25 protein-coding genes are annotated in these 24777 nt (G+C 67.3%); 17 read left to right on the top strand and 8 right to left on the bottom strand.

Annotated elements, in window-relative coordinates:
• Together LTV02_RS13495 and LTV02_RS13490 are read right to left on the bottom strand one after the other, a co-directional pair.
• Entirely contained in the window at positions 1-354 is a 354-nt protein-coding gene (locus tag LTV02_RS13495) for a DUF4873 domain-containing protein (protein WP_233040342.1), read from the bottom strand.
• Between the two features lie 44 nt (positions 355-398).
• Positions 399-1319 carry an AurF N-oxygenase family protein gene (locus LTV02_RS13490; protein WP_233040341.1) on the bottom strand — a complete coding sequence of 307 codons (921 nt, stop codon included), beginning with the start codon at positions 1317-1319 and terminating at the stop codon, positions 399-401.
• 95 nt (positions 1320-1414) lie between these two features.
• Here LTV02_RS13490 and LTV02_RS13485 point away from each other — a divergent pair, with 95 nt between their 5' ends.
• On the top strand, positions 1415-2128 hold the full coding sequence (locus LTV02_RS13485) for a TetR/AcrR family transcriptional regulator (RefSeq protein ID WP_233040340.1): 714 nt from the start codon (positions 1415-1417) through the stop codon (positions 2126-2128).
• On the opposite strand, the gene LTV02_RS13480 is transcribed toward LTV02_RS13485, so the two are convergent.
• The gene (locus LTV02_RS13480) at positions 2110-3345 is read right to left on the bottom strand and encodes a DUF418 domain-containing protein (protein ID WP_233040339.1); all 1236 of its coding nucleotides are present in this window, start codon (positions 3343-3345) and stop codon (positions 2110-2112) included. The two genes, LTV02_RS13485 and LTV02_RS13480, sit on opposite strands and share 19 nt — an antisense overlap.
• 132 nt (positions 3346-3477) lie before the next feature.
• Here LTV02_RS13480 and dop point away from each other — a divergent pair, with 132 nt between their 5' ends.
• From dop to LTV02_RS13415, 13 genes are all read left to right on the top strand, one after another.
• The gene (gene dop / locus LTV02_RS13475; protein ID WP_233040338.1) at positions 3478-4977 is read left to right on the top strand and encodes a depupylase/deamidase Dop; all 1500 of its coding nucleotides are present in this window, start codon (positions 3478-3480) and stop codon (positions 4975-4977) included.
• A 147-nt stretch (positions 4978-5124) separates the two neighbouring features.
• The gene (locus LTV02_RS13470) at positions 5125-5319 is read left to right on the top strand and encodes a ubiquitin-like protein Pup (protein ID WP_067536347.1); all 195 of its coding nucleotides are present in this window, start codon (positions 5125-5127) and stop codon (positions 5317-5319) included.
• Positions 5320-5384: 65 nt separating this feature from the next.
• The gene (gene prcB / locus LTV02_RS13465) at positions 5385-6176 is read left to right on the top strand and encodes a proteasome subunit beta (protein ID WP_233040337.1); all 792 of its coding nucleotides are present in this window, start codon (positions 5385-5387) and stop codon (positions 6174-6176) included.
• Positions 6173-6946 carry a proteasome subunit alpha gene (prcA, locus tag LTV02_RS13460; protein ID WP_233040336.1) on the top strand — a complete coding sequence of 258 codons (774 nt, stop codon included), beginning with the start codon at positions 6173-6175 and terminating at the stop codon, positions 6944-6946. Before prcB ends, prcA begins: the two co-directional genes overlap by 4 nt.
• 115 nt (positions 6947-7061) lie before the next feature.
• The gene (locus LTV02_RS13455) at positions 7062-7856 is read left to right on the top strand and encodes a peptidase inhibitor family I36 protein (protein ID WP_233040335.1); all 795 of its coding nucleotides are present in this window, start codon (positions 7062-7064) and stop codon (positions 7854-7856) included.
• Positions 7857-8035: 179 nt separating this feature from the next.
• A complete protein-coding gene (gene pafA, locus LTV02_RS13450) occupies positions 8036-9394 on the top strand; it encodes a Pup--protein ligase (protein ID WP_218026768.1) in 1359 nt (452 codons plus the stop codon).
• Positions 9395-9604: 210 nt separating this feature from the next.
• The gene (locus LTV02_RS13445; RefSeq protein ID WP_233040334.1) at positions 9605-10597 is read left to right on the top strand and encodes a helix-turn-helix transcriptional regulator; all 993 of its coding nucleotides are present in this window, start codon (positions 9605-9607) and stop codon (positions 10595-10597) included.
• An 80-nt stretch (positions 10598-10677) separates the two neighbouring features.
• On the top strand, positions 10678-11652 hold the full coding sequence (locus LTV02_RS13440; RefSeq protein WP_233041564.1) for a helix-turn-helix transcriptional regulator: 975 nt from the start codon (positions 10678-10680) through the stop codon (positions 11650-11652).
• A complete protein-coding gene (locus LTV02_RS13435; protein WP_233040333.1) occupies positions 11649-12662 on the top strand; it encodes a 2-dehydropantoate 2-reductase in 1014 nt (337 codons plus the stop codon). The genes LTV02_RS13440 and LTV02_RS13435 overlap by 4 nt, the downstream gene beginning before the upstream one ends.
• A 107-nt stretch (positions 12663-12769) precedes the next feature.
• Positions 12770-13039, top strand: coding sequence for a Sec-independent protein translocase subunit TatA (gene tatA / locus LTV02_RS13430; RefSeq protein WP_233040332.1), 270 nt, complete (start codon positions 12770-12772; stop codon positions 13037-13039).
• A gap of 93 nt (positions 13040-13132) precedes the next feature.
• The gene (gene tatC, locus LTV02_RS13425; RefSeq protein ID WP_233040331.1) at positions 13133-14116 is read left to right on the top strand and encodes a twin-arginine translocase subunit TatC; all 984 of its coding nucleotides are present in this window, start codon (positions 13133-13135) and stop codon (positions 14114-14116) included.
• Between the two features lie 3 nt (positions 14117-14119).
• Entirely contained in the window at positions 14120-16816 is a 2697-nt protein-coding gene (locus tag LTV02_RS13420) for a DEAD/DEAH box helicase (RefSeq protein WP_233040330.1), read from the top strand.
• Positions 16817-16931: 115 nt separating this feature from the next.
• Positions 16932-17699: a DUF4333 domain-containing protein gene (locus LTV02_RS13415; RefSeq protein WP_233040329.1), complete on the top strand. Its 768-nt coding sequence runs from the start codon at positions 16932-16934 to the stop codon at positions 17697-17699.
• Positions 17700-17943: 244 nt separating this feature from the next.
• Here the strand turns inward: LTV02_RS13415 and LTV02_RS13410 are convergent, their stop codons facing one another.
• Positions 17944-18915 carry a 5'-3' exonuclease gene (locus LTV02_RS13410; protein ID WP_233040328.1) on the bottom strand — a complete coding sequence of 324 codons (972 nt, stop codon included), beginning with the start codon at positions 18913-18915 and terminating at the stop codon, positions 17944-17946.
• Positions 18916-19017: 102 nt separating this feature from the next.
• Between LTV02_RS13410 and LTV02_RS13405 the strand changes: the two genes are divergently transcribed.
• Complete coding sequence (locus LTV02_RS13405; protein WP_233040327.1) at positions 19018-20145, top strand: M24 family metallopeptidase; 1128 nt, start codon at positions 19018-19020, stop codon at positions 20143-20145.
• Between the two features lie 349 nt (positions 20146-20494).
• On the opposite strand, the gene LTV02_RS13400 is transcribed toward LTV02_RS13405, so the two are convergent.
• The 4 genes from LTV02_RS13400 to LTV02_RS13385 form a co-directional block, all read right to left on the bottom strand.
• Complete coding sequence (locus LTV02_RS13400; protein ID WP_233040326.1) at positions 20495-21118, bottom strand: hypothetical protein; 624 nt, start codon at positions 21116-21118, stop codon at positions 20495-20497.
• Positions 21118-21453 (bottom strand): hypothetical protein, encoded by a 336-nt coding sequence (locus LTV02_RS13395; RefSeq protein WP_233040325.1) that lies wholly within the window; start codon positions 21451-21453, stop codon positions 21118-21120. The genes LTV02_RS13400 and LTV02_RS13395 overlap by 1 nt, the downstream gene beginning before the upstream one ends.
• Before the next feature lie 182 nt (positions 21454-21635).
• Positions 21636-22154, bottom strand: a complete 519-nt coding sequence (locus tag LTV02_RS13390) for a pyridoxamine 5'-phosphate oxidase family protein (protein ID WP_233040324.1) — start codon at positions 22152-22154, stop codon at positions 21636-21638.
• Between the two features lie 195 nt (positions 22155-22349).
• Positions 22350-22625, bottom strand: a complete 276-nt coding sequence (locus LTV02_RS13385; protein WP_233040323.1) for a hypothetical protein — start codon at positions 22623-22625, stop codon at positions 22350-22352.
• A gap of 203 nt (positions 22626-22828) precedes the next feature.
• Here LTV02_RS13385 and LTV02_RS13380 point away from each other — a divergent pair, with 203 nt between their 5' ends.
• Both LTV02_RS13380 and LTV02_RS13375 read left to right on the top strand, forming a co-directional pair.
• On the top strand, positions 22829-23224 hold the full coding sequence (locus LTV02_RS13380) for a hypothetical protein (protein WP_233040322.1): 396 nt from the start codon (positions 22829-22831) through the stop codon (positions 23222-23224).
• Positions 23225-23552: 328 nt separating this feature from the next.
• Positions 23553-24758: a serine hydrolase domain-containing protein gene (locus LTV02_RS13375; RefSeq protein WP_233040321.1), complete on the top strand. Its 1206-nt coding sequence runs from the start codon at positions 23553-23555 to the stop codon at positions 24756-24758.
• Positions 24759-24777 lie beyond the last annotated feature (19 nt).

The raw sequence follows: 24777 nt of genomic DNA, 5'->3' as shown, positions 1-24777 counted from the left end.
TCAGGCCGGAATATCGTCCTCGGCCAAGGGGAACGGCGGCGCGCCGATCCCGGTGACCCGCAGATTGCCCCACGGATCACGCTCCTGGAGCCGACCGGCGACCGGGGTGCCGCCGGGCAGGGTGAGGAAGATCTGGCCCCGCCCGGGATCGGGCAGATCGGCCGTTTCCGGGGCGGAAATTCGCCCGTACCAATGAAAATGGCCGTCTGTCGGGTCCAGATGACCGCTCAGCGCCACCGTGACCGACAGCTCCAGTCCCGGTGCGTCGAGCAGCGCCGGGCCCGAATACTCCGGCGCGGGTTCGGGTTCCAATGACCCCGCGGCGGTGCCGTCGCCGGTATCCCACCCGCGCAAGGCGCTTCGGCTCCGATCGCGGGCACGTTCCCGCCGCCGGAACCTCACAGCAGCCCCCGGCGCCGCCAGATCCGCTTGCCGAGCGGCCCGATCAGGCCCTGCTTCTCCAGGAACGCACCGAGATTCGCCGCCCCCGTGCCGAGCGTGCGCTGCGCGTGCGGATTGCCGCGCGCGATCCGGCGGGCCGCACGCCCGTCCTCGATCCCGGCCCGGCTGTACATGTGCCAGTTCGTCATCAGATGCACGAACAGCGGCGCGGCCACCGCCACACACAAGCGCGTATACGCCAGTTCGGATTTCGACATGGCCGGCACCCGCCGCGCCAGCGCGTCACGGGCGAAACCGATGTGCCGCGCCTCCTCGGTCACGTGAATACGCATGGCTCGCGCCACCACCGGCTGCAATTGCGGATCGTCGAGGGTGCGGCGCTGGATCGCGTCGAAGATCTCCTCGCCGACCAGTGCGCCCACCCACACCATCGACCCGCGCAGGAACAGCTGCAACGCGCTGATGGTCAGGCGCTCATAGCGATTGGGCCAGTACGGGCGTGCCTCCACCCGGTCGATGAGCTTGCCGAACATCATCATGTGCCGGCATTCGTCGCCCATCTCGGTGAGCGTGTAGTGCGCGTGCCGTGAGGTCGGATCGCTGGCCATCAGCTCGCGCAGCAGCAGGCGATTGAGCAGGTTCTCGAACCAGATGCCCACCGAGAGCACATTCGCCAGTTCCTGGCGGGACAGTTCGCGGCGCTGCTCGGGCGTCATCTGCTCCCACAGCGCGGTGCCGTAGAGCGAGATCACCTCCGCGGGCAGGAAGAGCTTGTCCGGATCCAGGGGGGCGTCCCAGTCCAGATCCACCACGGGGTCGTAGGACTTCTTCACCGAACCCTGCAGCAGGCGCTGGGCGAAGGATTCGCGGGGGAGTAGTGCGGCTGTGGTGTCGGCGGTGACGGCGTTGTCGCCCATGACAGCTCCTCGCTCGATAACTGATACAAGCTGTTACACTCAGATTAGTGGTACACCGTGTATCGGTCAACGATCGGATGGGTATCGTGAGCGGCGTGACCGGGATCAGCGCGAGAAAGCAGAACCAGGCCGAGGACGGCCGCAGTACCCGCTGGAACGGGCACAAAGCGCGGCGGCGGGCCGACATGCTCGATGCCGCCACCGCCGTGATCGAGGAGAACGGCATCGAGATCTCGGTGCAGCAGATCGCCGATCGCCTACACGTGCCGCGGCCGGTGGTGTACCGGCATTTCGACGGCCGCGCTGACCTGGACGAGGCGATCCGCCGGCACATCCTGGATTCGCTGCTGGCCGAACTGCTACCGCGACTACGGCCGGACGGGACCGTGCGCGATGCCGTGCGCGGGGCGGTCGGGACCTATGTCGGCTGGGTGGAACGGCATCCGAACCTGCATCGCTTCCTGACCGCCGCCGATCCGCAGCACATCTCCTCGAGCGCGCTGGCGGGGGCACGGGACCGGATCGGCGGGCAGCTGGCGGATCTGTTCGCCGACACCCTGGCGCGCTTCGGGCTGGACCGGAATCGGGCGCGGCCCATGGCATTCGGCATGGTCGGGTTCGTCGACGGGGTGGTCAACAGCTGGCGCTCGGACGACACCCTGACCTCCGAGCAGGTCGAGGGGATCCTCACCGAATCGGTGCTGGCGCTCATCGAGGGCAATGCCCGCAGCCTGGACGTGCCGCTCTCGCGTGACAGCGTGGTGGCCGAGGTGATCGCCCGGGCGGGTGCTCAGGCCGCGGCGGGCTGACGGCGTTCGGTGAGCGCGCGATAGCTCGCGTTCCACAGCCATTCGACCGGGCCGCGCTCGAAACGGCGCAGCCACAGGTGCGCGAAGACCAGCATGAGCGCCGAAACCAGCAGGTAGACCCCGACCGTGAACGGGACGCGGGCGTTCGGGGAGACCAATGCGGCCAACCCCAGACCCCAGCCGTAGCAGATGGCGCCCGCGACCAGGTTCTGCAGGATGTAGCAGCTCAGCGCCATCCGGCCGACCTCGGCGAAGCGGCGGCCGACCAGACCCGGAGCCGGGCGGCGGACGTACACCTCGGCCACCAGGGCCAGGATGCCCATCGCGACGAACGGGGCCAGGCCGTAGCGGGTGAACACGATGAGGTCCCCGCCGATCATGCCCAGCGCCAGGTCCAGGGGAGCGGCGACGGCGAAACCGATGATCATGAGCCGCTTGCGGATTCGCGCGCCCTCGGGGAGGAAGACGCCCGCGCGGTACAGACGCGCGCCCAGCAGGAACAGGGCGATCGACATGGGGAAGATCAGGATCGGCTCCAGGCGGAAGATCAGCAGATGCTCCCAGCGGAAGACCACCAGGTCCCAGAACGAGCCGTCGGCATAGGGATTCGGGTCCAGGGGTTCGCGGGCCGGGGCATTGTCGGCGGGGGCGAAGGCCATCGCGACCGCGAGCAGCGACAGCATGGTCACATGGATGCTCGCCGCCACGATCAGCCAGCGGCGTTGCGCCTTCGGGCTCGTGGCCAGCACGAACGCCACCACCAGGCCGGTGACGGCGTATCCCATCAGCACATCGAACTCGGCGACCAGGAAGAAGTTCAGCAGGCCGTCCAGGAACAGCAGGCCCGCGCGAATCGGATAGCCGCCCGGCCAGCGTCGCCCCGACTTGACCGCCGAACGCTGCTGAATCGCCAGCCCGATGCCGAACATGATGGTGAGCAGGCCCAGGAACTTGCCCTGTGCCAGCTGCTGCAGGAACCGTTCCGCCCACAGCCACGCGCCGTCTGGTTCGTCACTGTGGGCGAAATAGCCCAGCAGCCCTTCGGCATTGGTGAAGATCCAGATATTGGTGCCGAGCGTGCCCAGGATGGCGATGCCGCGCAGCACGTCCAGGGCGGCCAATCGGGACGAATGTGCTTGCGGGGGAGTGGGATTCGGTGCCTCCGGCGCGCCGGTGGCGGGGGGCGTCACGCGTTGCGGGGAGACCGATTCGACCATGCGCGCCATTCTGCCGGGCGGGCCGCTCATTCCGGATCGGCCTGCGGGACGATGCGGCATCCGACTCGCGAATGACCCCAACCCGGACAGTCCACCCGCGCCCGGGTGTGGTGTTCGCCTAGGCTCGAACCCATGCAGCGCATCATCGGAATCGAGGTCGAGTACGGCATTTCGACGCCTACGGAGCCGTCGGCCAACCCGATTCTCACGTCGACCCAGGCGGTGCTCGCCTATGCCGCGGCCGAAGGCGTGCCGCGCGCCAAGCGGACTCGCTGGGACTACGAGGTGGAATCCCCGCTGCGCGACGCGCGCGGTTTCGATCTGGGCCGGCTCAACGGGCCCGCCCCGGTCATCGACGCCGACGAGGTCGGCGCGGCGAACATGATCCTGACCAACGGCGCCCGGCTCTATGTCGATCATGCCCATCCCGAATACTCCGCGCCCGAGGTCACCGACCCCCTGGACGCGGTTATCTGGGACAAAGCGGGCGAACGCGTCATGGAAGCGGCTGCCCGGTACGCCTCGAGCGTGCCCGGCGCACCCCGCATGCAGCTCTACAAGAACAATGTCGACGGCAAGGGCGCCTCCTACGGCACCCACGAGAACTACCTGATGAGCCGCGACACCCCCTTCAACCAGATCATCCTGGGCCTGACCCCGTTCTTCGCCTCCCGTCAGGTGATCTGCGGGTCCGGACGGGTGGGCATCGGCCAGTCCGGTGACACCCCCGGCTTCCAGCTGTCGCAGCGCGCGGACTACATCGAGGTCGAGGTCGGCCTCGAGACCACGCTCAAGCGCGGCATCATCAACACCCGCGACGAACCGCACGCCGACGCCGACAAGTACCGGCGCCTGCACGTCATCATCGGCGACGCCAACCTGTCGGAATGGTCGACCTACCTCAAGGTCGGCACCACCGCGCTGGTGCTCGACCTCATCGAAGCCGGCGAGGATCTCTCCGATCTCCAGCTGGCTCGCCCGGTGACCGCGGTGCACACCATCTCCCACGACCCCACTCTGCGTGCCACCGTTGCCCTTTCGGACGGGCGCGAGCTCACCGGCCTTGCGCTGCAACGCATCTACCTCGATCGCGTCGAGAAGTTCATGGACCGCGAAGGCAATGACGACCCTCGCGTCCAGGACGTCATCGAGAAGTGGGCCCACGTCCTGGACCTGCTCGAGCGCGACCCCATGGAAACCGCCGACCTGCTGGACTGGACCGCCAAACTCCGTCTGCTGGAAGGCATGCGCAACCGCGAGGGCCTCACCTGGGCCGCCCCCAAACTCCACCTGGTCGACCTCCAGTACTCCGATGTCCGCCTGGACAAGGGCCTCTACAACCGCCTGGTGGCCCGCGGCTCCATGCAGCGCCTGGTCACCGAGCAGCAGATCGTCGACGCCATGACCAACCCGCCCACCGACACCCGCGCCTACTTCCGCGGTGAATGCCTGCGCCGCTTCGGTGCCGACATCGCCGCGGCCAGCTGGGACTCGGTGATCTTCGACCTGGGCGGCGACTCCCTGGTCCGCATCCCCACCCTGGAACCCCGCCGCGGCACCAAGTCCCATGTCGGGAAGTTGCTCGACGGTGTCCACACCGCGTCGGAACTGGTTCAGCAACTCACCCACTGACCCCGATCCGCGACAGCGTCGGAGTGATAGCAGCAAGAGCACATTGCGGCTAATCCGGCATGTTGTCGCCGACCGTGGGTAATGTTGACTGCACGAGCATCGGATCTTTCCGGTGCTCGCCGATGATCACAGAGGAGGTCGGCTGCTATGGCACAAGAGCAGACCAAGCGCGCCGGTGGTGGCGACGAGGACGAGGGCCCGGTCGGGGACGGTGCTGCTGGACAGGAGCGTCGCGAGAAGCTCGCTGAAGAGACCGACGACCTGCTCGACGAGATCGACGACGTCCTGGAGGAGAACGCGGAGGACTTCGTCCGCGCCTATGTGCAGAAGGGCGGCCAGTGACCCAAGGTGACCCCCTGCGGCTCCAGACGGGGTTCGCCCAATCCTCTTTCTCCGAATACTTGCGAATGTCCGCACCGGAACTGTTGCCCGGCAACGGTTCCCACGGTTCCGGCGCACCCCTGACCGGGGGTGCGCCCTCCGATATCGCCCCGCACGGCACCACCATCGTCGCGGTCTCCTACCGCGGCGGTGTGCTGATCGCGGGCGACCGGCGGGCAACCCAGGGCAATCTGCTGGCCAGCCGTGACATCGAGAAGGTGTACATCACCGACACCTACTCGGCGGCGGGCATCGCGGGCACCGCGGGCATGGCGATCGAGATGATCCGCCTGTTCGCGGTCGAGCTCGAGTACTACGAGAAGATCGAAGGCGTCCCCCTCACCTTCGACGGCAAGGCCAACAAGCTGTCGAAGATGGTGCGCGACAATCTGCCGGCGGCCCTGCAGGGCCTGGCGGTGGTGCCGCTGCTCGTCGGGTTCGATCCCGCCGCGCAGGACCCGGACAAGGCCGGGCGCATCATTTCCTACGACGTGGTCGGCGGGCGCTCGGAAGAGCGCTTCGGCTACACCGCGGTGGGGTCGGGTTCACTGTTCGCCAAGTCGTCGCTGAAGAAGACCTACCGCCGCGGCATCGATCAGGACAAGGCGCTGCGCAACGCGGTCGAGTCGCTGTTCGACGCCGCCGACGACGACACCGCCACCGGCGGTCCCGACACCATGCGGGACATCTACCCGACGGCGATCGTCATCGACGCCGAGGGCTCCGCCGAGGTGTCCGAGGAACGGCTCAAGGACATCACGCGGGCGATCGTCGCCGATCGTGCCGCCCTGGCTGCGGAAGGGGGCGGCGAAGCATGACACTGCCGTATTACGCGTCGGCCGAACAGATCATGCGCGACAAGACCGAACTTGCGCGCAAGGGCATCGCCCGGGGCCGCAGTGTCGTCGTGCTGACCTACGACAAGGGCGTGCTGTTCGTCGCCGAGAACCCTTCGGCGACACTGCACAAGGTGAGCGAGTTGTACGACCGTGTCGGTTTCGCCGCGGTCGGCAAGTACAACGAGTTCGAGGCGCTGCGCCGCGGCGGCATCCTGCAGGCGGACCTGCGGGGCTACCAGTTCGACCGCCGCGACGTGACCGGCCGCTTCCTGGCCAATCTCTACGCGCAGAGCCTGGGCAGCATCTTCACCGATCAGCTCAAGCCCTACGAGGTGGAGATCTGCGTCGCCGAGGTGGGATACCCGGAGCAGGAGTCGAATTCGGTCCTGTACCGGATCAACTTCGACGGATCCATCGTCGACGAACGGGAATTCGTGGTGATGGGCGGTAATACCGATCCGATCATCGCCGCGCTCAAGGGTTCCTACAAAGCCGGCATGGACCTGCACACCGCGGTCACCGTCGCCACGGCGGCCCTGCAGAAGGCCGCCCCCGAGGGCGACAAGGACAAGCGCACCGTCGGCGTCGGCTCGCTCGAGGTGGCCACCCTCGAACAGGCCCGCCCCCGCCGCGCCTTCCGCCGCATCCAGGGCTCGGTTCTGCAAGAACTGGTCACGGGCAAGGCCGCCAACGCCAAGGCCGCCGCGGAAGCCGACAAACCGTCGGCCGGAGACCCCTCCAACCCGTAGCCCCGCACCAACATTCGGCCCGCACGGCACCGGGCCCCCACGTTCGGCCGCGATTCCGGGAGGAATCGCGGCCGAACGTGTTTACGATCACACCCCCGTTCGCGATTGTGCCTGTGTGACAAGGATTGTGGCGCTGCTGACGCTGCTCGTACTGAGCGTCGGAGTGACCGGATGCAAGCAGGCCGATCAGGATCAGATCGTGAAGAAGGCCGAGGAGACGACCTGCGAATTGGTCGTTCCCGTGGTCGATTACATCGCCACCACGTTGCGCGCCGGGCGCACCGTGCAGACCGCGGCCGTCGCCGCGGTCGCCACCGTGGCCGGTATCGCGCTCACCGCCGCGTGCCAGGTGTTCGTCGAGAACCTCAATGCCGAACCGGACAAGGACCAGCCGGTGGTGGTCGTCACCGGCAAGGGCGGCAACGACCTGACGGTGTCGGGGAAGACGTTGCCCGCCAAGGTCGAGGACATGTGCAAGACCAAGGGCGGCTGTGACGGGTTCGATCGCTGCCCGGACAAGAAGATCTGCCTGTTCACCGGGAGCGACGGGAACGGCAAGATGTCGCTGTTCGCCGAGGGTTCACCGGATCTGCGCGGGCAGCACATCGATGCGGCCACGGTCTCGGTGCTGAACCGGACCGGCACCTTCGTGACGCTGTTCGACAGGTACGACTATCGCGGCGATACCTACCGGGTCGAGAAGGGTACGAAGGGCGATCTGCCGAATTCCTGGAGCGCGCGGGCGCATTCGATCCACGTGGGCGCCTTGCCGACCAGCACGCCGGCCTCGTCCAGCACCACCACGACCACGACAACCACCCCGGTGACGACCACTTCGGCCGTCCCGTCGAGCAGCACGGTCGAACGGACTCCGGCGGGGAGTTCCGGTGTGGTGACGACGACAAAATAATCCCGCTATTCGGGACGATTTCCTTTGCACTCTCAATGGGAGAGTGCAAAGGGGCCTTGCTTTTTCGCTGCGTGCGCGTGCTGCCGGGTTGCAGACCGTGCTAAATCGTTGTGAACCCGTTTGCAGTACCTGTCCGAGTACACCCTGGTAGCACACAACATCGCTGTAATGTCGATAGGGTGCAGCGACGAATCATGGGGATCGAAACCGAATTCGGGGTGACGTGCACCTTCCACGGTCACCGTCGGTTGAGTCCTGACGAGGTGGCCCGGTATCTATTCCGCCGGGTAGTTTCTTGGGGCCGTAGTTCCAACGTGTTCCTCCGTAATGGCGCCCGGCTCTACCTCGATGTCGGTTCCCATCCGGAGTACGCGACGGCCGAGTGCGACAGCCTGGTGCAGCTGGTGACGCACGACCGCGCGGGCGAGCGGGTCCTCGAGGATCTGCTCATCGACGCCGAACAGCGTCTCGCCGAAGAGGGTATCGGCGGCGACATCTACCTGTTCAAGAACAACACGGACTCGGCGGGCAACTCCTACGGCTGCCACGAGAACTTCCTCGTGGTCCGCGCCGGTGAGTTCTCCCGCATCTCCGATGTGCTGTTGCCCTTCCTGGTGACCCGGCAGTTGATCTGCGGCGCCGGGAAGGTGCTGCAGACGCCCAAGGCGGCGACCTTCTGCCTCTCGCAGCGGGCCGAGCACATCTGGGAAGGCGTCTCCTCGGCGACCACCCGGTCCCGGCCGATCATCAATACGCGTGACGAGCCGCACGCCGACGCCGAGAAGTACCGGCGCCTGCACGTCATCGTCGGCGACTCGAACATGGCCGAGCCGACCACCATGCTCAAGGTGGGCACGGCCTCGCTGGTGCTCGAGATGATCGAGGCGGGCGTGGCGTTCCGGGATTTCGCCCTGGACAACCCGATTCGGGCGATCCGCGAGGTCTCGCACGATCTGACCGGTCGCCGCCCGGTGCGGCTGGCTGGCGGACGGCAGGCCAGCGCCCTCGACATCCAGCGCGAGTACTACGCCCGCGCCGTCGAGCACCTGAACAATCGCGATCGCGATCCGCAGGTCGACGCGGTGGTGGACCTGTGGGGCCGCACCCTGGACGCGGTCGAGGCGCAGGACTTCGCCAAGGTGGACACCGAGATCGACTGGATCATCAAGCGCAAGCTGTTCCAGCGCTACCAGGACCGCTACAACATGGAGCTGTCCGATCCCAAGATCGCCCAGCTGGATCTGGCCTACCACGACATCAAGCGCGGCCGCGGCGTCTTCGACCTGCTGCAGCGCAAGGGTCTGGCCAAGCGGGTCACCGAGGACGAGGCGGTCGATGCCGCGGTCACCACGCCGCCGCAGACCACCCGGGCCAAGCTGCGCGGCGATTTCATCACCGCCGCTCAGGAGGCCGGACGCGACTTCACCGTCGACTGGGTGCACCTCAAGCTCAACGATCAGGCGCAGCGCACGGTCCTGTGCAAGGACCCGTTCCGTTCGGTCGACGAGCGCGTGGACCGGCTCATCGCCTCCATGTAGTCGCGAACATCGGTGTAGCGCAACGCGATTGCGCGGCGATCCCCGAGTGCACAGCGGGCCGCGAACCCGGACGGGTTCGCGGCCCGTGGCATGGAAGGGGGAGGCGACGGCAGCCGCGCGCATCCCCGAAGGGATCTCACTCGGCGGGTCCGGCGATTTTTGGGACCCGCCGTACCACGGCGGCGGGGCGGGCACATTACTCTCTTACGGGTGGCGATATCCAAGGTCGAGCGGTTGATGAATCTGGTTATCGCGCTGCTGTCCACCCGCCAGTTCCTGACCGCCGAGCGGATCCGGGAAAGTGTCGCGGGATACGAGGAGTCCGCGAGCGACGAGGCGTTCAGCCGCATGTTCGAGCGCGACAAGAACGAGCTGCGCGATCTGGGCATTCCCCTGGAAATCGGCCCGGTGAGCCGGTATTCGAGCGTCGAGGGGTACCGGATCAACCGGGACTCCTACGAACTCCCCGATATCGACCTGACCAGCGAGGAAGCCGCCGCGGTCGCGGTCGCGGTGCAGCTGTGGGAATCGCCGGAACTGGCGACCGCCGCGGAAGGCGCGCTGCTCAAGCTGAAAGCGGCCGGCATCCACGTGGAACCCGAATCCGGAGTGGCCTCCGTGCCCGCGGTGCCGGCGCGCACCCGTGGCTCCGAACCCGTCCTCGGCAAGCTGCTGGCCGCCATCGACGCGGGCCGGGCGGTGAAGTTCCAGCACCGGCAGTCGCACGGGGATCCCATCGAACGTGATGTGCAGCCCTGGGGTGTGGTCACCCATCACGGCCGCTGGTACCTGGTCGGCTTCGACAACGCGCGCCAGGCCGAACGCGTCTTCCGGGTCTCGCGTATTGGCGAGGAGATCGTGGAATACGGCCCGGCCAATGTGGTGCACAAGCCCGAAGGCGTGGATGTGCGCGCTCGCGTCGCCGAGGTGACCGGGCAGGCCCCGATCACCGGTTCGGCCACGGTGTGGGTCGCCGACGGGCGCGGTCAGGAGATCCGCCGCTTGGGCGCCACCATGGAGGAGCGCGAGATCGGCGGCCGCAAGGGCTCCATCGTGGAAGTGCCGGTGCGCTCGCGCGATTGGCTGGCCCGCCTCATCACCGGTCTGGGCGCGGACGCCCTGGTGCTCGCGCCGGATGACCTGCGCGACAATGTGATCGCCCGGCTCGAGTCGGTGCTGGAACGGACGGAGGTGTCGGCGTGACGCGCGCGTCCGATGGACGGCGGGGGAATGCGGCGGCGGCCGGGAGCCGGCTGTCCACCCGCCTGGCCCGGCTGCTGAACATGATCCCGTACTTCCAGGCCAATCCGGGCATCTCCGCCGCCGAAGCCGCCGCCGAACTGGGCGTCACCACCAAACAGCTGATGACCGACCTGAATCAGCTGTGGATGTGCGGACTTCCGGGCTACGGACCCGGTGACCTGATCGACCTGTCCTTCTCCGAGGAGAGCATCGAGGTCACCTTCTCCGCGGGCATCGACCGGCCGCTGCGGCTGACCTCCCTGGAGGCGACCGCGCTGCTGGTGGCGCTGCGGTCCATCGCCGACCTGCCCGGCATGGTCGACCCGAGCGCCGCGCAATCGGCCATCGCGAAGATCGAATCCGCCTTCTCCGGACTGGAATTCGACGCCATCACCGTCCCGGTCCCCACCGAGGCCCCCGCCGTGGCGACCGTCCGGTCCGCCCTGGAGCGCGATCACGCCCTGCGCCTGGTCTACTACTCCGCCAGCCGCGACGTGGTCTCCGAACGCGTGGTCGACCCCATCCGGATCGTGCTGGTGGACAACAACTCCTACCTGCGCGCCTGGTGCCGCGAAGCCGAAGGCGTGCGCCTGTTCCGCCTCGACCGCATCGAAGAGGCCACCGAACTCGACGAACCCGCGCGCCCGCCCGCCGAGGCCGCCGCCGACGAGACCTCCGCCCTCGACCTGTTCGTGGACGATCCCGCGGTCCCGCTGGCGCGCTTGCTGATTCGCCCCGACTACGCCTGGGTGCTCGACCAGTACCCCATGCACAAGGTCACCACCCACGCGGACGAGAGCATCGAAGCCACCATGCGCTTCGCCACCCTCGACTGGATGGCCCGCCTGCTGCTCGGCTTCGGTTCCGGCGTCACCGTGCTCGGGCCGCCCGAACTGGTCAGCGCCGTCCGCGAGCGCTCGGGCGCCGCGCTGGCCGCCTACGCCGCGCTGGCCCACGAACCGGACGCCGCGGACGCGCTCGCGCCGACCGGGCTCGAGGAGGTCGGTCCCGCTTGAGCTTTCGCGTGATGGTGCTCGGCGCGGGCAGTATCGGGGTGTACGTCGGCGGATCGCTCGCGGCCGCCGGCGCGGACGTCACCTTCGTCGGCCGGCCCCGCATGCTCGACGAGATCACCGCCCACGGCCTGCGGCTCACCGACCTCGACGGCCACGACCTCCGGGTCGAGGCGGGCCGATTCCGCACCGCCACCGAACCTTCCGGCGATGCCGACCTGGTGCTGATCGCGGTGAAGTCGGCCGATACCGAATCCGCGGCACGCCAGCTGTCGGGCCTGCTGAAGCCCGGCACCGTGGTGATCAGCCTGCAGAACGGCATCGGCAACGACGCGGTGATCCGCGAGGTGCTGCCCGCGTGCGTGGTGCTGCCCGGCATGGTCATGTTCAATGTCGTGCACCATCCCGGCGGCCGATTCCACCGCGGCACCGCGGGCGGGGTGGCCATCGCCGACGATCCGGTGCTGAACCGGTTCGCCCCGGTCTTCGGCACATCCGGCCTCGAGGTCAAGCGCTACCCGGACCTGCTGCCGGTGCAGTGGGCCAAGCTGCTGCTCAACCTCAACAATCCGATCAACGCGCTGTCCGGCCGCCCGCTGCGCGAGGAGCTGGGCAATCGCGACTATCGCCGCTGCCTGGCCCTGACCCAGCGCGAGGCCCTGATCGCCATGGATCACGCCCGCATCCGCCCGGCCCGGCTCACCCCGCTGCCGCCCGAGCTGATGGCCCGCCTGCTCACCTTCCCCGACGGCCTCTTCCAACGGGTTGCCGGCAAGGTGCTGGCCATCGATCCGGTGGCCCGCTCGTCCATGGCCGACGATCTGGCCGCCGGCCGCAAGACCGAGATCGCCTGGCTCTGCGGCGAGATCGTGAGCCTCGGCACCATGGTCGGCATACCCACGCCGGTGAACCGCAGGTTGATCGAACTCGTGCACCGGGCGGAGGACGGCGACCGTCGCACCTGGTCGGGCGCGGAGTTGCTGGCGGAACTGACCGCCGCCGCGGCGAGTTAGGCGTTCACCGGGCGTTCACGCGAGCGCTCCGACCACTTGACGGGTGCAGCCGTCATATGCATGTCCGGTAGCATCTGAAACACCACAGTCTTTGGAGGTAGGAAACGATGGGCTCGCTCAGTCCCACACATCTGCTGATCGTCGCGCTGGTCTTCTTGCTGTTCTTCGGCGCCAAGCGGATGCCCGACGCCGCCCGTGGCCTCGGCCGGTCGTTGCGCATCTTCAAGAGCGAAATGAACCAGATGCAGACCGAGGGCAAGGCCGAGGAGGCCGCCCCCGCCGCGGCCCCGCAGCCGCAGGCACAGCTGCCGCAGGCGCAGACCGCCGCGCCGGCCGCGAACCTCACCAAGCCGCAGGGCGACCAGCAGCAGGCCTGATCCAGGCCACGGTGCCGGGGTGAGCGGGCGCTCATCCCGGGATAGCTTTTTGTCCAGGTCCGGGGCGTTCACTCGCAGCGAGGCAGCACTTACATGCGTATTCCGTTCGATCCGCGACGCAGCAAGCGGCGAACCAATCCCGACGGCACCATGTCGTTGGTCGAGCATCTGGCCGAGCTCCGGACCCGCCTGCTCATCGCGCTGGCGGCCATCGCGGTCACCACGCTCCTGGGCTTCTACTGGTACTCGCATTCGCTGTTCGGCATCACCGCGCTCGGCGACATCCTGACCGGACCGTACTGCGAGCTGCCCGCGTCCTCGCGCGCCGCGCTCAGCCCCGACGGCGCCTGCCGATTGCTGGCCACCGCGCCGTTCGAACAGTTCATGCTGCGCTTGAAGGTCGGCGTCACCGCGGGCGTGGTGCTGGCCTGCCCGATCTGGCTGTATCAGCTGTGGGCGTTCATCACCCCGGGCCTGTACGCCAAGGAACGCAAGTACGCGGTGTCCTTCGTGACCGCCGCCGCCGCGCTGTTCGTCGCGGGCGCGGTGCTGGCGTACTTCATCGTCTCGCACGCGCTGGCGTTCCTGATGACCATCGGCAACAACGTGCAGATCACCGCGTTGAGCGGTTCGCAATACTTCGGCTTCATCATTCAGCTGCTGATCATCTTCGGCGTCAGCTTCGAAACGCCTTTGATCATCGTGGGTTTGAACTTCGTGGGCGTGCTCACCTACGAACGCCTCACCAAATGGCGGCGCGGCCTGATCTTCGGCCTGTTCGTGTTCGCGGCCATCGTGACCCCGCAGGATCCGTTCTCCATGCTGGCGCTGGCGCTGGCGTTGACCGTGCTGTTCGAGGTCGCCGTGCAGATCGCTCGGATCAACGACAAGCGCAAGGCGAAGCTGAACGAGGACTGGAGCAAACTCTCCGACGACGAGGCGTCTCCGCTGAGCGACACCTCCGGCGTCGAGGGCGTCGCGCCCGTCGAGACTCCCGAGCCGGTCGGCGCGACGACACCCGCGACATCCCCGGAGAAAACCACGCGATCCACGTCGGACTACTCCGATACGCTCTGACAAGTGACATCAAGGTCGCTTACTGGCGAACTGGCGGCATTCGCCGCCGAACTGAAATTCGCACTGGATCCCTTCCAGCAGCAGTCGTGTGAAGCCCTCGAGGGCGGGCACAGCGTGCTCGTGTGCGCGCCCACCGGCGCGGGCAAGACCGTGGTCGGTGAATTCGCCGTCCACATGGCCCTGGCCTCGGGCGGAAAGTGCTTCTACACCACGCCGATCAAGGCGCTGTCGAACCAGAAGTTCGCGGACCTGACCGAGCGCTACGGACGCGACACCGTCGGCCTGCTGACCGGAGACCAGTCCATCAATCCGGACGCGCCCGTGGTCGTCATGACCACCGAGGTGCTGCGCAATATGCTCTACGCGAGCTCGGATGCGCTGCAGGGCCTTTCGTACGTGGTGATGGACGAGGTGCACTACCTCGCGGACCGCTTCCGCGGCGCGGTGTGGGAGGAAGTCATCCTGCACCTGCCGCCGGAGGTGCGCCTGGTCAGCCTGTCGGCGACCGTCTCCAACGCCGAGGAATTCGGCGCCTGGATGGAAACCGTGCGCGGCGACACCGCCGTCATCGTGGACGAGACCCGGCCGGTGCCGCTGTGGCAGCACGTCATGGTCGGGCGGCGCATGTTCGACCTGTTCGATCCCAAGTCCAGCGACGCCAAAGTGGTGGTGGACCAGGACCTGGTGCGCTTCATCAAACAGCGCGAAGCCGTTGACCGGATGGAGAACTGGGGCGTGCCCGGGCGCGGGCGCGGCGGCGGGCGGCGCATGTACCGGCCCACCCCGCGGCCGGAGGTCATCGCGCGGCTGGACGAGGACGGGCTGCTGCCGGCCATCACCTTTATCTTCAGCCGCGCGGGTTGCGATGGCGCGCTGGCACAGTGCGTGCGCTCGCGGCTGGACCTCTCGCGCGAGGAGGACCGCGAGGAAGTCGACGCGATCATCGAGAAGCACACCGGGGACCTGCCGCGCAGCGATCTCGAGGTGCTCGGGTACTGGGAGTGGCGCGAGGGGCTGCATCGCGGATTCGCGGCGCATCACGCGGGCATGCTGCCGGCCTTCCGGCACACCGTCGAGGAGCTGTTCGTCAAGGGCCTGGTGCGGGCCGTATTCGCCACCGAGACACTGGCATTGGGCATCAACATGCCCGCGCGGACCGTGGTGCTCGAGCGCCTGGTCAAGTTCAACGGCGAGAGTCACGCCGAACTGACGCCGGGGGAGTACACGCAGCTCACCGGGCGTGCGGGGCGGCGCGGCATCGATGTCGAGGGGCACGCGGTGGTGCTGTGGCAGCCGGAGGTGGACACCAGTGCGGTGGCCGGTCTGGCCTCCACCCGGACCTATCCGCTGCGCAGTTCGTTCCGGCCCGGCTACAACATGTCGATCAATCTGGTCGATCGCATGGGCGCGGTGGAATCGCGGGCGCTGCTGGAGCGGTCCTTCGCCCAGTTCCAGGCCGACCGGTCGGTGGTCGGGTTGGTGCGCGGCATCGAACGCAACGAGGCGCAGATGCGGAAACTGCGCTCGCAGTTGGGCGATGAGAGCTTCTTCGAATACATCCAGCTGCGCGAACGCATCCGCGAGCGGGAACGCAGTATCGAACGCCAGGGGCGTACCGATCGGCGGCAGGCCGCGGTGTCGGCGCTGGGCGCGCTGCGGCGCGGGGATGTGGTGGCGATTCCGTCCGGGCGGCGTCAGGGCCTGGCCGTGGTGCTCGAACCCGATATGACACCGGGCGATCCGCGACCGCTGGTGCTCACCGAGGACAAGTGGGCGGGCCGGGTGTCGGCCGCCGATTTCCCCACGCCCGCACAGACATTGGGCAAACTGCGGCTACCGAAGCACGTCGATCACCGGACCGCGCGGGTGCGCCGGGACCTGGCCTCGGCGCTGCGCAGCACCGGGATCAGCGTGCCGCGGCGCGGACGCAGCGGTGGGCCCAAGTCGCGGGCCTCCGACGATCACGAACTGCAGGCGCTGCGGCGCGCGCTGCGCAACCATCCGGCGCACTCGCGGCCGGACCGGGAACAACTGGCGCGCATCGGCGAACGCTACAACCGGGTGGACCGGGAAACCGAATCCATGCGCCAGCAGGTCGCGGCCACCACCAACTCGCTGGCCCGCACCTTCGATCGCATTCTCGGACTGCTGCAGGAACGCGGCTACGTCGCCGACGGCGAAGTGACCGCGGACGGGCGGCGGCTGGCACGCATCTACGCCGAAGCCGACCTGGTCGTGGCCGAAAGCCTGCGCCAGGGCCTGTGGCGCGGTCTGGGTCCGGCCGAGCTCGCGGCGGTGGTATCGATCCTGGTGTACGAATCCCGGCAGGAGGGCGGTTATCTCGGCGCGTCCGGACCGACCGCACCGATTCGCCGCGCCGTGGACGCCACCATCGGCGTCTGGAGCCAATTGCGTTCGGACGAAGCCAAACACCGATTGCAACCGACCCGCGAACCTGACCTCGGTTTCATCTCCGGCGTGCACACCTGGGCCGCCGGCGGTGACCTCGCCGACGCCCTGCTCGCCAGCGGCGATCGCGGAAACTCGTTGTCGGCAGGCGATTTCGTACGATGGTGCCGTCAGGTGATCGATCTGCTGGACCAGATCCACTCCACCGCCGACGACGAGGAGGTGGCCGCCACCGCGGCCAAGGCCGTGCGCGCCATCCGGCGGGGTGTCGTGGCGGTGGACGCCGCCTAGCCTGGGCGACTGTGATTTGATTTCCTGAACGTAGGCGACCGCGGTGGGTTCACGAGCGTGTTCCCGCTCGGGGGGCTAGCGTGTTGTGCAACGGAATTGCGATGGAGGCAAGCAAATGAGCGGCCCGTACGGACCGAACGACGCCCCTGGCACAGGGGAGGGACGCAACGATCCGACGCAGCAGTGGGGCGGCGGCCAGCCCGCGCCCGGCGGTGCTGTTCCGGGTCAGCAGTGGGGTGGACAGCCGCAGCAGCCGGCGCCGCCGACCGCGCAGTGGGGCGACCCGCAGCAGGGCCAGCCCGCACCGGGCCAGCAGCCGTGGGGGCAGAGCCAGCCGCAGCAGCCGGTCCAGGGCCAGCCGCAGTGGGGACAGAGCCAGCCGCAGTGGCCCCAGCAGGGCCAGCCCGGGCAGCAGGACTGGAATCAGAGCCAGCCGCAGCCGCAGGTGCAGCCCGGCGCGCAGACCTGGGGGCAGAGTCAGCCGCAGTGGCCGCAGCAGGGCCAGCCGGACTGGAACCAGCAGACCGGGCAGCCGGGCCAGCAGTGGCCGCAGCCGCAGCAACCCGGCGGCAAGAAGAAGACCGGCCTGATCATCGGCGGCGTCGCGGTGCTGCTGGTGGTGCTGGGCGGCATCATCGCCGGGGTGCTGTTCCTGACCGCCACCGACAAGCTCGACAACAAGGCCGTGGCGACCGGGGTGCAGAAGGTACTCAAGGACTCCTACGGCATCGAGGACGTACAGGACGTCAGCTGCCCGTCCGGGCAGAAGGTCAAGGTGGACGCGACCTTCGAATGCCAGCTCAAGGTGGGTGGCGAGAGCAAGAAGGTCACCATCAAGGTGACCAAGGACGACGGCACGTACGAGGTCGGGCGCCCGAGCTAGAACAACTCCCGGGCTCTCAGGGGCAAGTCCCTGAAACCCCGGGGGATCGGGAGGGGCGCCGAGTTCCGGCGTGAAACGTGGTGGGCCCGGTGGTGATTCGAGCGAATCACCACCGGGCCCATTCCATTTGTCAGGCGTTCCGCCGGTCTACTGTCATCCCGCCTACCCGCCGTCATTCCGGCCGTCCGGCCAACCGTCATCCCGGTGTGCTTTCGGCCGGGATCTCGCGCTGTGTCAGCGAGATTCAGCGCTTGGCCATGGCGGCGATCAGGCGCTTGACCGGGCTTTCGGCGTTGTAAGTGACGGCCAGGGCCTGCAGGGCGTCCGGATCGGCGGGGGTGCGGGGGAGCAGGTCCGAGCCGGAGAATTCGACTTTCGCGTCCTGCACGACGCGGACGACCGGGGCGGCGGCCTTCAGATAGTCGTCGGCGGCAACGAGTTTCGCGCGCACGCCCTTGGCCAGGTCGGAATCGGGGTCCGCGGCGGCGGCGCGCAGGGCCTCCACCGAACCGAATCGGGAGATGAGCTGGGCGGCGGACTTGTCGCCGATGCCCGCCACACCCGGCAGCCCGTCGGAGGCGTCACCGCGCAGGGCGGCCATATCGGCGTAGGCGGGGCCCGCGATCGCTTCCGGCACACCGTATTTGGCCGACACCTCGGCCGGGCCCCACAGCTCGGCCTTGGACAGGCCGCGGCCCACATAGAAGACGCGTACCGGCGGGGCGGGGGTGTCGCGCACCAATTGCAGCAGATCGCGGTCGCCGCTCACCACGATCACCTCGCTGTCGCGCTCGACGGTGGCCAGGGTGCCGATCACATCGTCGGCTTCGAGGCCGTCCGCGCCGGCCGTGGCGATACCGGCGGCCGCCAGCACTTCCATGATCATGCCGACCTGCGGGGTGAGGGTGTCGGGCACCTCCTCGGCCACCGAACCGTCTGCGGCAGCGACAGGTTGGTCCTCGGCCACCCGGTGCGCCTTGTAGGACGGGATCAGATCGACCCGGAACTGCGGCCGCCAATCCAGGTCCAGGCACACCACCAGGCGGCTCGGCGCATGCTGCTTGACCAGCGCGGCGACCATATCGGTGAACCCACGCACGGCATTGACCGGCCGCCCGTCCGGTGCGGTGATCTTCTCCGGAATCGCATAGAACGCGCGGAACCACAGGCTGGCCCCGTCGAGCAGCAGCAGCGGACCGGCGGCAGGGGTGCTCATGCCGTCCGACATTACCGGGACCTGGGGACATTATCGGTTTCCGGCCCCGGCGGGCCCCACTGGGCTGCGCGTGGTTTGCCCGAACAGGTAGGTTGGATCGACATGAGCTCTCATGACGAGTCACGGTTCGCGGCACGGATCTACGGGGCGCGGTTGGAGCGGGCGGCGGAACTCGCCCGCGAGGCCCACCTGGACGCACTGCTCATCACCCCCGGACCGGATCTGCGGTATCTGATCGGTTCGCGAGCACAATCCTTCGAACGGCTCACCTGCCTGGTGATTCCGGCCAGCGGGGAGACCCCGTCGGTGGTGATCCCCAAACTGGAACTGGCCTCGCTGAAGGATTCCGCGGCCGGGGAACTCGGCCTGCAGGTGGTCGACTGGGTCGACGGCGTGGACCCCTACCGCATCGTCAAGAGCATCCTGAACGCGGGCGCGCGCACCGCCGTCGACGACGCCATGCCCGCCCTGCATCTGCTGCCCATCGCCGATCACCTTGGCGCACTGCCCATCTCGGCGACCCCGGTGCTGCGCGAACTGCGAATGCTCAAGGACGACAGCGAGATCGACGCCCTGCGCCGCGCGGGCGCCGCCATCGACCGCGTGCACGCCCGCATGGGCGAATGGCTGCGCCCCGGGCGCACCGAGGCCGAAGTGGCGGCCGACATCGCCGCGGCCATCATCGAAGAAGGCCACACCGCAGCCGCTTTCGTGATCGTCGGCAGCGGCCCGCACGGCGCCGACCCGCACCACGAGGTCTCCCAGCGCGTCATCGAACCCGATGATGTCGTCGTCATCGACATCGGCGGCCCGGTCGAACCCGGCTACTACTCGGACTCCACCCGCACCTACGTGCTCGGCGAACCCGAAGAGGAAATCGCCGACCAGATCGCCCTCCTGGAACGCGCGCAAGCCGCCGCCGTCGCCGCCGCCAAGCCCGGCGTCACCGCCGAATCCGTCGACGCCGCCGCCCGCGACGTACTCGCCGCCGCCGGTCTCGGCGAATACTTCGTCCACCGCACCGGCCACGGCATCGGCCTCTCGGTCCACGAAGAGCCCTACATCGTCGCCGGCAACGACCTGGTCCTGGAACCCGGCATGGCGTTCAGCATCGAACCCGGCATCTACTTCCCCGGCCAGTGGGGTGCCCGCATCGAAGACATCGTCGTCGTCACCGCGGACGGCTGCGAATCGATGAACAAACGGCCCCACGGGCTCACCCGCCTCTGACCCTGGCAGGTACTTCCCTTCGCCGTTCCGGCGAACCCGAACGTCTCACCGCTGAGCATCGTTCAGCGGTGGGGCGTTTCGTTTCGCCGGCTCGTGCCCAGCCGATGAGCGCTCGACCTATCGGCGATCTCGGTAAGTGACCCGTTTGGCCTGTCCACGCGATCATGGTGAGCGGTGTGGGCCGCGTTGCGGCGACGAAATGTACGAGCTGCTCGGCCGCTACCGCGACGACAACATTCTCGACAGCTCGAAGTTGACTGGACGGCTACTGCCGACGCGGCGTACGACGGCATGCGCAGCAGGAAATCGTAGACGGTTCCGCACGCAACAGCTCAACCGTGTGCGTGTTCTACGTGGCTTCCGATGGCTCCCAGGGATCAACCCCAACCGCATACGCGGCCGACTCGTCCTTCTCGTGTTGGAAGCGTGGGGCCACAATGTTTTCGAACGAATCATCGCTGATCGGGTTCCGCGGCCACTCGTTGCGCAGCAGCTTCACCAGGAACTCGGCCATGCCGCACGGATACACCGCCCACTCGAGCCGCCCTCGCGCGTAGACCGCGACCGGCCATCGATCCGGGTCCGGGTCGGTCGTAACCCAGCACAGCGTGTCACCGGTACAGGTTCCGCCCCAGATGAGCAGGTCCGCTCGCTCATACCGGCCCCGGTCCGCCGGAGCCCACTCGTACTCCCAACCGAGCGGGTCCTCCCACTCGGCCGCTGCGTCCGACATCCGCGCGAGCGTAGCGGCGTGCGGCTGGGCCGAGGCGACATCAGGGACGAGAATGCTGATGATGTCCTCGATCGAGCCGTCGCCGAAGGCGGTCACGAAGGCGCGGTAGTCGGCCGGGAAAGAGATTGCGCAGGAACTCCAGTCGATAGTGTCACCGCAAGTCGGCCCGGTGCACGTCAGCACATCCTCGAGGCCGGCCAGGGCGGCCCGGTCCGCGCTCACCCGATGCTCGCGAGCCATCATTCCTCCTTCGGATCAGGGGTATTCGACCGCCGGTCCTCGACATGGACGACGTGCAGCTCGGTGCCGTCCCGATGGCGCTTGGTACGACCGCACAGCCCGACTGCTATCTGCGAACGATCCTGGGGCTCATCGGGACCGACGTAGGTGAGGACATCGTTGTGGTGCCCGGTGACCACCCATCCCTCCACATCCTTGGGATTGATCACGCCGAAATCGCCTGCCGCCGATCCGGCACGAACGGGGCCGAACTTCGCCAGGATCGTGGTGGCTTGCTCGGCAAGATCCCCGTCCGGAGCGGTGAGCACGACACAGGTGCCGTGCTCGAAAAGCACCCACGACTTGCGGGGGGTCGGCGAGCAGCCGCCGCCAGACGTCGGTAAGTAGTCCTGCGTTCATGGCCATCATCATTGCGCAGACCACTGACTTGTCCGGCTTCCGTTGCGGTACAAGCTTGTTCGAAGTTCTGGGCTAGATGCTGGAGGGGAGGAGCGGGAAGATTGCGTTCCGATGGTTCCTAGCGAGGCACCTGGGATGGCACCGGATGGTCCGGATCCAGTGCGGGGAGGCCGTCGATGCTGTGTCCGTTGTCTCCGGCGATCCGTCCCGCGAATTTCTCCTCTGGTTGCCTGGCGTGATGGGAGTCGAGGACTGGCCGTTCACCAATGAGCTCGTAATAGGGGACGGAGTACCCACACGAATCGGCGATGCGCTCGAGGTGGACGACGATGACTGCGCGGATACCCGGATGGTCGAGTCCGAAATTCGTTCGTAGCTCTAGGAATTCGGGGTCGTCCGGTCGTACTACGCGCCCTGCGCCGAACAGCCGCAGAATCCGGGAGTTGCGGGTGAACGAGCAGAACATGATCGTGATGCGGCCGTTCTCGCGCAGGTGCGAGATGGTCTCCACGCCGCTGCCGAACAGATCGAGGTAGGCGACAGTGTGATCGTCGAGTACCGCGAAGGTGTCCTGATATCCCTTGGGCGACAGATTGACTCGTCCGCCCTGTGACGGTGCCGTGGCGACGAAGAACATCGCTTGCGCCTCGATGAACGCCGCAAGGGTTCATCCAGATGCGGGAACTGCTTGGCCATGGGCTCCCCTTCCCAGTCGCTTACTTGCTCAGCCTAAGGGCGTCATGGTCATCCACCCGAGTTAAAACTCACCCTGAGGCGAGGACTCGGAACACAGCGAACGGCCTTGTAAGCGGTAATGCAGGATGTTCGCCCTTCAGGCTGAAGGAAGACCCAGGGGGACTGCTCTGAACTCCTTGCGCTCCTTGGTGAGCACCAATGCGCCGGCGGTCATCGCGACCGGTCGGACTGGGCCCTTCCAGCCGCACCAACCACCGCACTCCGCGACATCTTGGCTCTCGACTTGGTTGTCGTCGAACTCCGCGGTGATGTGCCATGCACGCGCCGGGTGCCCACAGATTGGGCACTTGCCGAAGTAGTTCAGAATCTCCCGCACCTCAGAGGCGACGACACCTCGCTTGTGACCGATCACATTGACCACCTCCCGGCCCGAGACTATTCCGGACAATCAGCGAAGGTGCCCGAAGCGGGCATGTCTCCGATCACATCCCACATGGCTCGCTCGATTCGAACAGCCTTATCAGCGGCATGACCGGGCGTTCTAAGCCCTCCGTTCTGTAGTCTCCGAATCGGTATATCGATCGACGTGCATGTGGTGACAGGGAGGGGCTGGCGATGGCGAGGTCGCTCGGCGACGATGGCGTCGATAAGCTGCGGATCGAAATTTGTGAGCTGATCGTCGGCGACTCGGCGTACGAACAAGTCGACTGGAGCGGGATCACCGTGGTAGTGGCGTTCGGTCGAGGCACTTCGTCCTTGTGGGGCTGGGTGTATACCGCCGACGGTGGCTGGGAGGGAAACATGCCCGACTCTTGGGATGTTCTGGAACGCGTTGCGGAGCTACGGGCTGCGATGTCGGCGCAAGGCGATGCCAGCTGGAAGTCTTGTCTACTCCAGATCAATCGATCCGATCTGGTTCTTCGTGCTGACTTCGACTACAAGGACGAGGATCGCTGGAACATCACAGTGGCAAGCCTCGATCAAATAGCTGAGGAGCTCAGACCTCGCTGAATGCGGCCCTGAATCTGTGCTGCGAACAACCGAGCGAAATTCGGCATGGGCGGACACAGCGACGGCCCCGAGATGTACCGGGGCCGTTGATCTTCAGTTGGCGGCGCTGGCCGCCGCGGACCGAGCGATCAGCGGCAGATGAGTATGTTCGCGGGATGCCTATCTGATTGGAGGAAGACCGGCAGGGTAGTGCTGGCACCACCGTGGACGGGGCGCTGACTGTAGTGGCGATCGAGGTCTCGGCGGGATGGAGCGCGGCGGCGCGGAATCCTACCGTGGTGGTGTTGTAACTGCCTGATTGCCCGAAGGGAATCCGTTGAGATCGAAGATGTTTGGCACCGCCGGGTCGATGCTGGTCGTCGCGGCTTTCGTGACGACCGCCTGCCAGCCCGACCGGCCTGTCGCCGCACCCAGTGCGACGACATCGGCCACCGCGGCCGACGCGACCACGTTGCAACGCGATGCCGACGCGATTCGTGACGTCGGTATCACGGGTGTGCAGGCCAGGCTGGTCGCCGCTGACGGCAAGAGCACGGTGGTGACCAGTGGTGTCGCCGATACCGTGAGTCGGAGTCCGGTCTCGGGCGAGGGGTACTTCCGGACCGCGAGCGCGACAAAGACATTCACCGCCACCGTGCTGCTACAGCTGGTAGGTGAGGGCAAAATCGCCCTGGATGACACAGTCGAGAAGTGGTTGCCGGGCGTGGTGCACGGTAACGGCAACGACGGCACCAAGATCACGGTGCGCCAATTGCTCAACCACACCAGCGGACTGACGTACCCGAATCCGTACGAGCTGGCCTCCCCGGAGGATTTTCACCGCTATGCCCTCACCACACCACCTCCGGCCGATCAGGTGGTGGCCGCCGCCGTACAGAGCCCGCCGAACTTCGCCCCCGGAAGCGGCTGGAGTTACAGCAACACCGGCTACCTGCTGGCGGGCATGATCATCGAGAAAGTCACCGACACACCGTGGTACGAGGAAGTCGACCACAGAATCATCACCCCGCTCGGCCTCGCGCACACCAGCTACCCCGGCAGCGCGGTCACGGTTCCCGCCCCGCACGCCACCGGATACACGCAATGGCCCACGGGTGGACTGGTCGATACCACCGACAACCGGATCGGCGTATTCGCCGCCGCCGCCGGCGCGCTGATCACCACCACCGCAGACCTCAACACCTTCTTCCGGGCATTGCTCGGCGGCAAACTCCTGCGCCCCGAACAACTCGCCGAAATGAAGACGACCGTCGACACCGACCCCGAGGTCAAATCGATCTTCCCCGGAGCCCGCTACGGCCTGGGCCTGTTCTCGATCGAATTGTCCTGCGGTGGAAGATATTGGATGCACGGCGGCGACATCCCCGGCTACAAGACCAGAGACGGCGTCACCGATGACGGCACGCGCAGCGTCGTGGTGTCCATGTCCACCCTCCTGCAGGACACCGAAGACCATCAGATCGCCCAGGAGAACACCGCCATGGCCCTGGTCGATCACGCCCTGTGCCGTACCGGAAACAGCACAACCCGTTGATCTTCCGTGCGCTTCGCAG

It is taken from the genome of Nocardia yamanashiensis (assembly GCF_021183565.1).
Lineage (GTDB): Bacteria > Actinomycetota > Actinomycetes > Mycobacteriales > Mycobacteriaceae > Nocardia > Nocardia yamanashiensis.
The sequence above is the reverse complement of the archived record's forward strand: the minus strand, read 5'-3'. Positions and strand labels throughout refer to the sequence as shown.

What these genes read in the sequence shown, in the direction of transcription:
- LTV02_RS13490 (WP_233040341.1), bottom strand. Translation starts at nt 1,319, where the DNA reads ATGGGCGACAACGCCGTCACCGCCGACACCACAGCCGCACTACTCCCC.
- LTV02_RS13480 (WP_233040339.1), bottom strand. Translation starts at nt 3,345, where the DNA reads ATGGTCGAATCGGTCTCCCCGCAACGCGTGACGCCCCCCGCCACCGGC.
- dop (WP_233040338.1), top strand. Translation starts at nt 3,478, where the DNA reads ATGCAGCGCATCATCGGAATCGAGGTCGAGTACGGCATTTCGACGCCT.
- LTV02_RS13470 (WP_067536347.1), top strand. Translation starts at nt 5,125, where the DNA reads ATGGCACAAGAGCAGACCAAGCGCGCCGGTGGTGGCGACGAGGACGAG.
- prcB (WP_233040337.1), top strand. Translation starts at nt 5,385, where the DNA reads ATGTCCGCACCGGAACTGTTGCCCGGCAACGGTTCCCACGGTTCCGGC.
- prcA (WP_233040336.1), top strand. Translation starts at nt 6,173, where the DNA reads ATGACACTGCCGTATTACGCGTCGGCCGAACAGATCATGCGCGACAAG.
- LTV02_RS13440 (WP_233041564.1), top strand. Translation starts at nt 10,678, where the DNA reads ATGATCCCGTACTTCCAGGCCAATCCGGGCATCTCCGCCGCCGAAGCC.
- tatA (WP_233040332.1), top strand. Translation starts at nt 12,770, where the DNA reads ATGGGCTCGCTCAGTCCCACACATCTGCTGATCGTCGCGCTGGTCTTC.
- tatC (WP_233040331.1), top strand. Translation starts at nt 13,133, where the DNA reads ATGCGTATTCCGTTCGATCCGCGACGCAGCAAGCGGCGAACCAATCCC.
- LTV02_RS13415 (WP_233040329.1), top strand. Translation starts at nt 16,932, where the DNA reads ATGAGCGGCCCGTACGGACCGAACGACGCCCCTGGCACAGGGGAGGGA.
- LTV02_RS13410 (WP_233040328.1), bottom strand. Translation starts at nt 18,915, where the DNA reads ATGAGCACCCCTGCCGCCGGTCCGCTGCTGCTGCTCGACGGGGCCAGC.
- LTV02_RS13405 (WP_233040327.1), top strand. Translation starts at nt 19,018, where the DNA reads ATGAGCTCTCATGACGAGTCACGGTTCGCGGCACGGATCTACGGGGCG.
- LTV02_RS13400 (WP_233040326.1), bottom strand. Translation starts at nt 21,118, where the DNA reads ATGGCTCGCGAGCATCGGGTGAGCGCGGACCGGGCCGCCCTGGCCGGC.
- LTV02_RS13390 (WP_233040324.1), bottom strand. Translation starts at nt 22,154, where the DNA reads ATGTTCTTCGTCGCCACGGCACCGTCACAGGGCGGACGAGTCAATCTG.
- LTV02_RS13380 (WP_233040322.1), top strand. Translation starts at nt 22,829, where the DNA reads ATGGCGAGGTCGCTCGGCGACGATGGCGTCGATAAGCTGCGGATCGAA.
- LTV02_RS13375 (WP_233040321.1), top strand. Translation starts at nt 23,553, where the DNA reads ATGTTTGGCACCGCCGGGTCGATGCTGGTCGTCGCGGCTTTCGTGACG.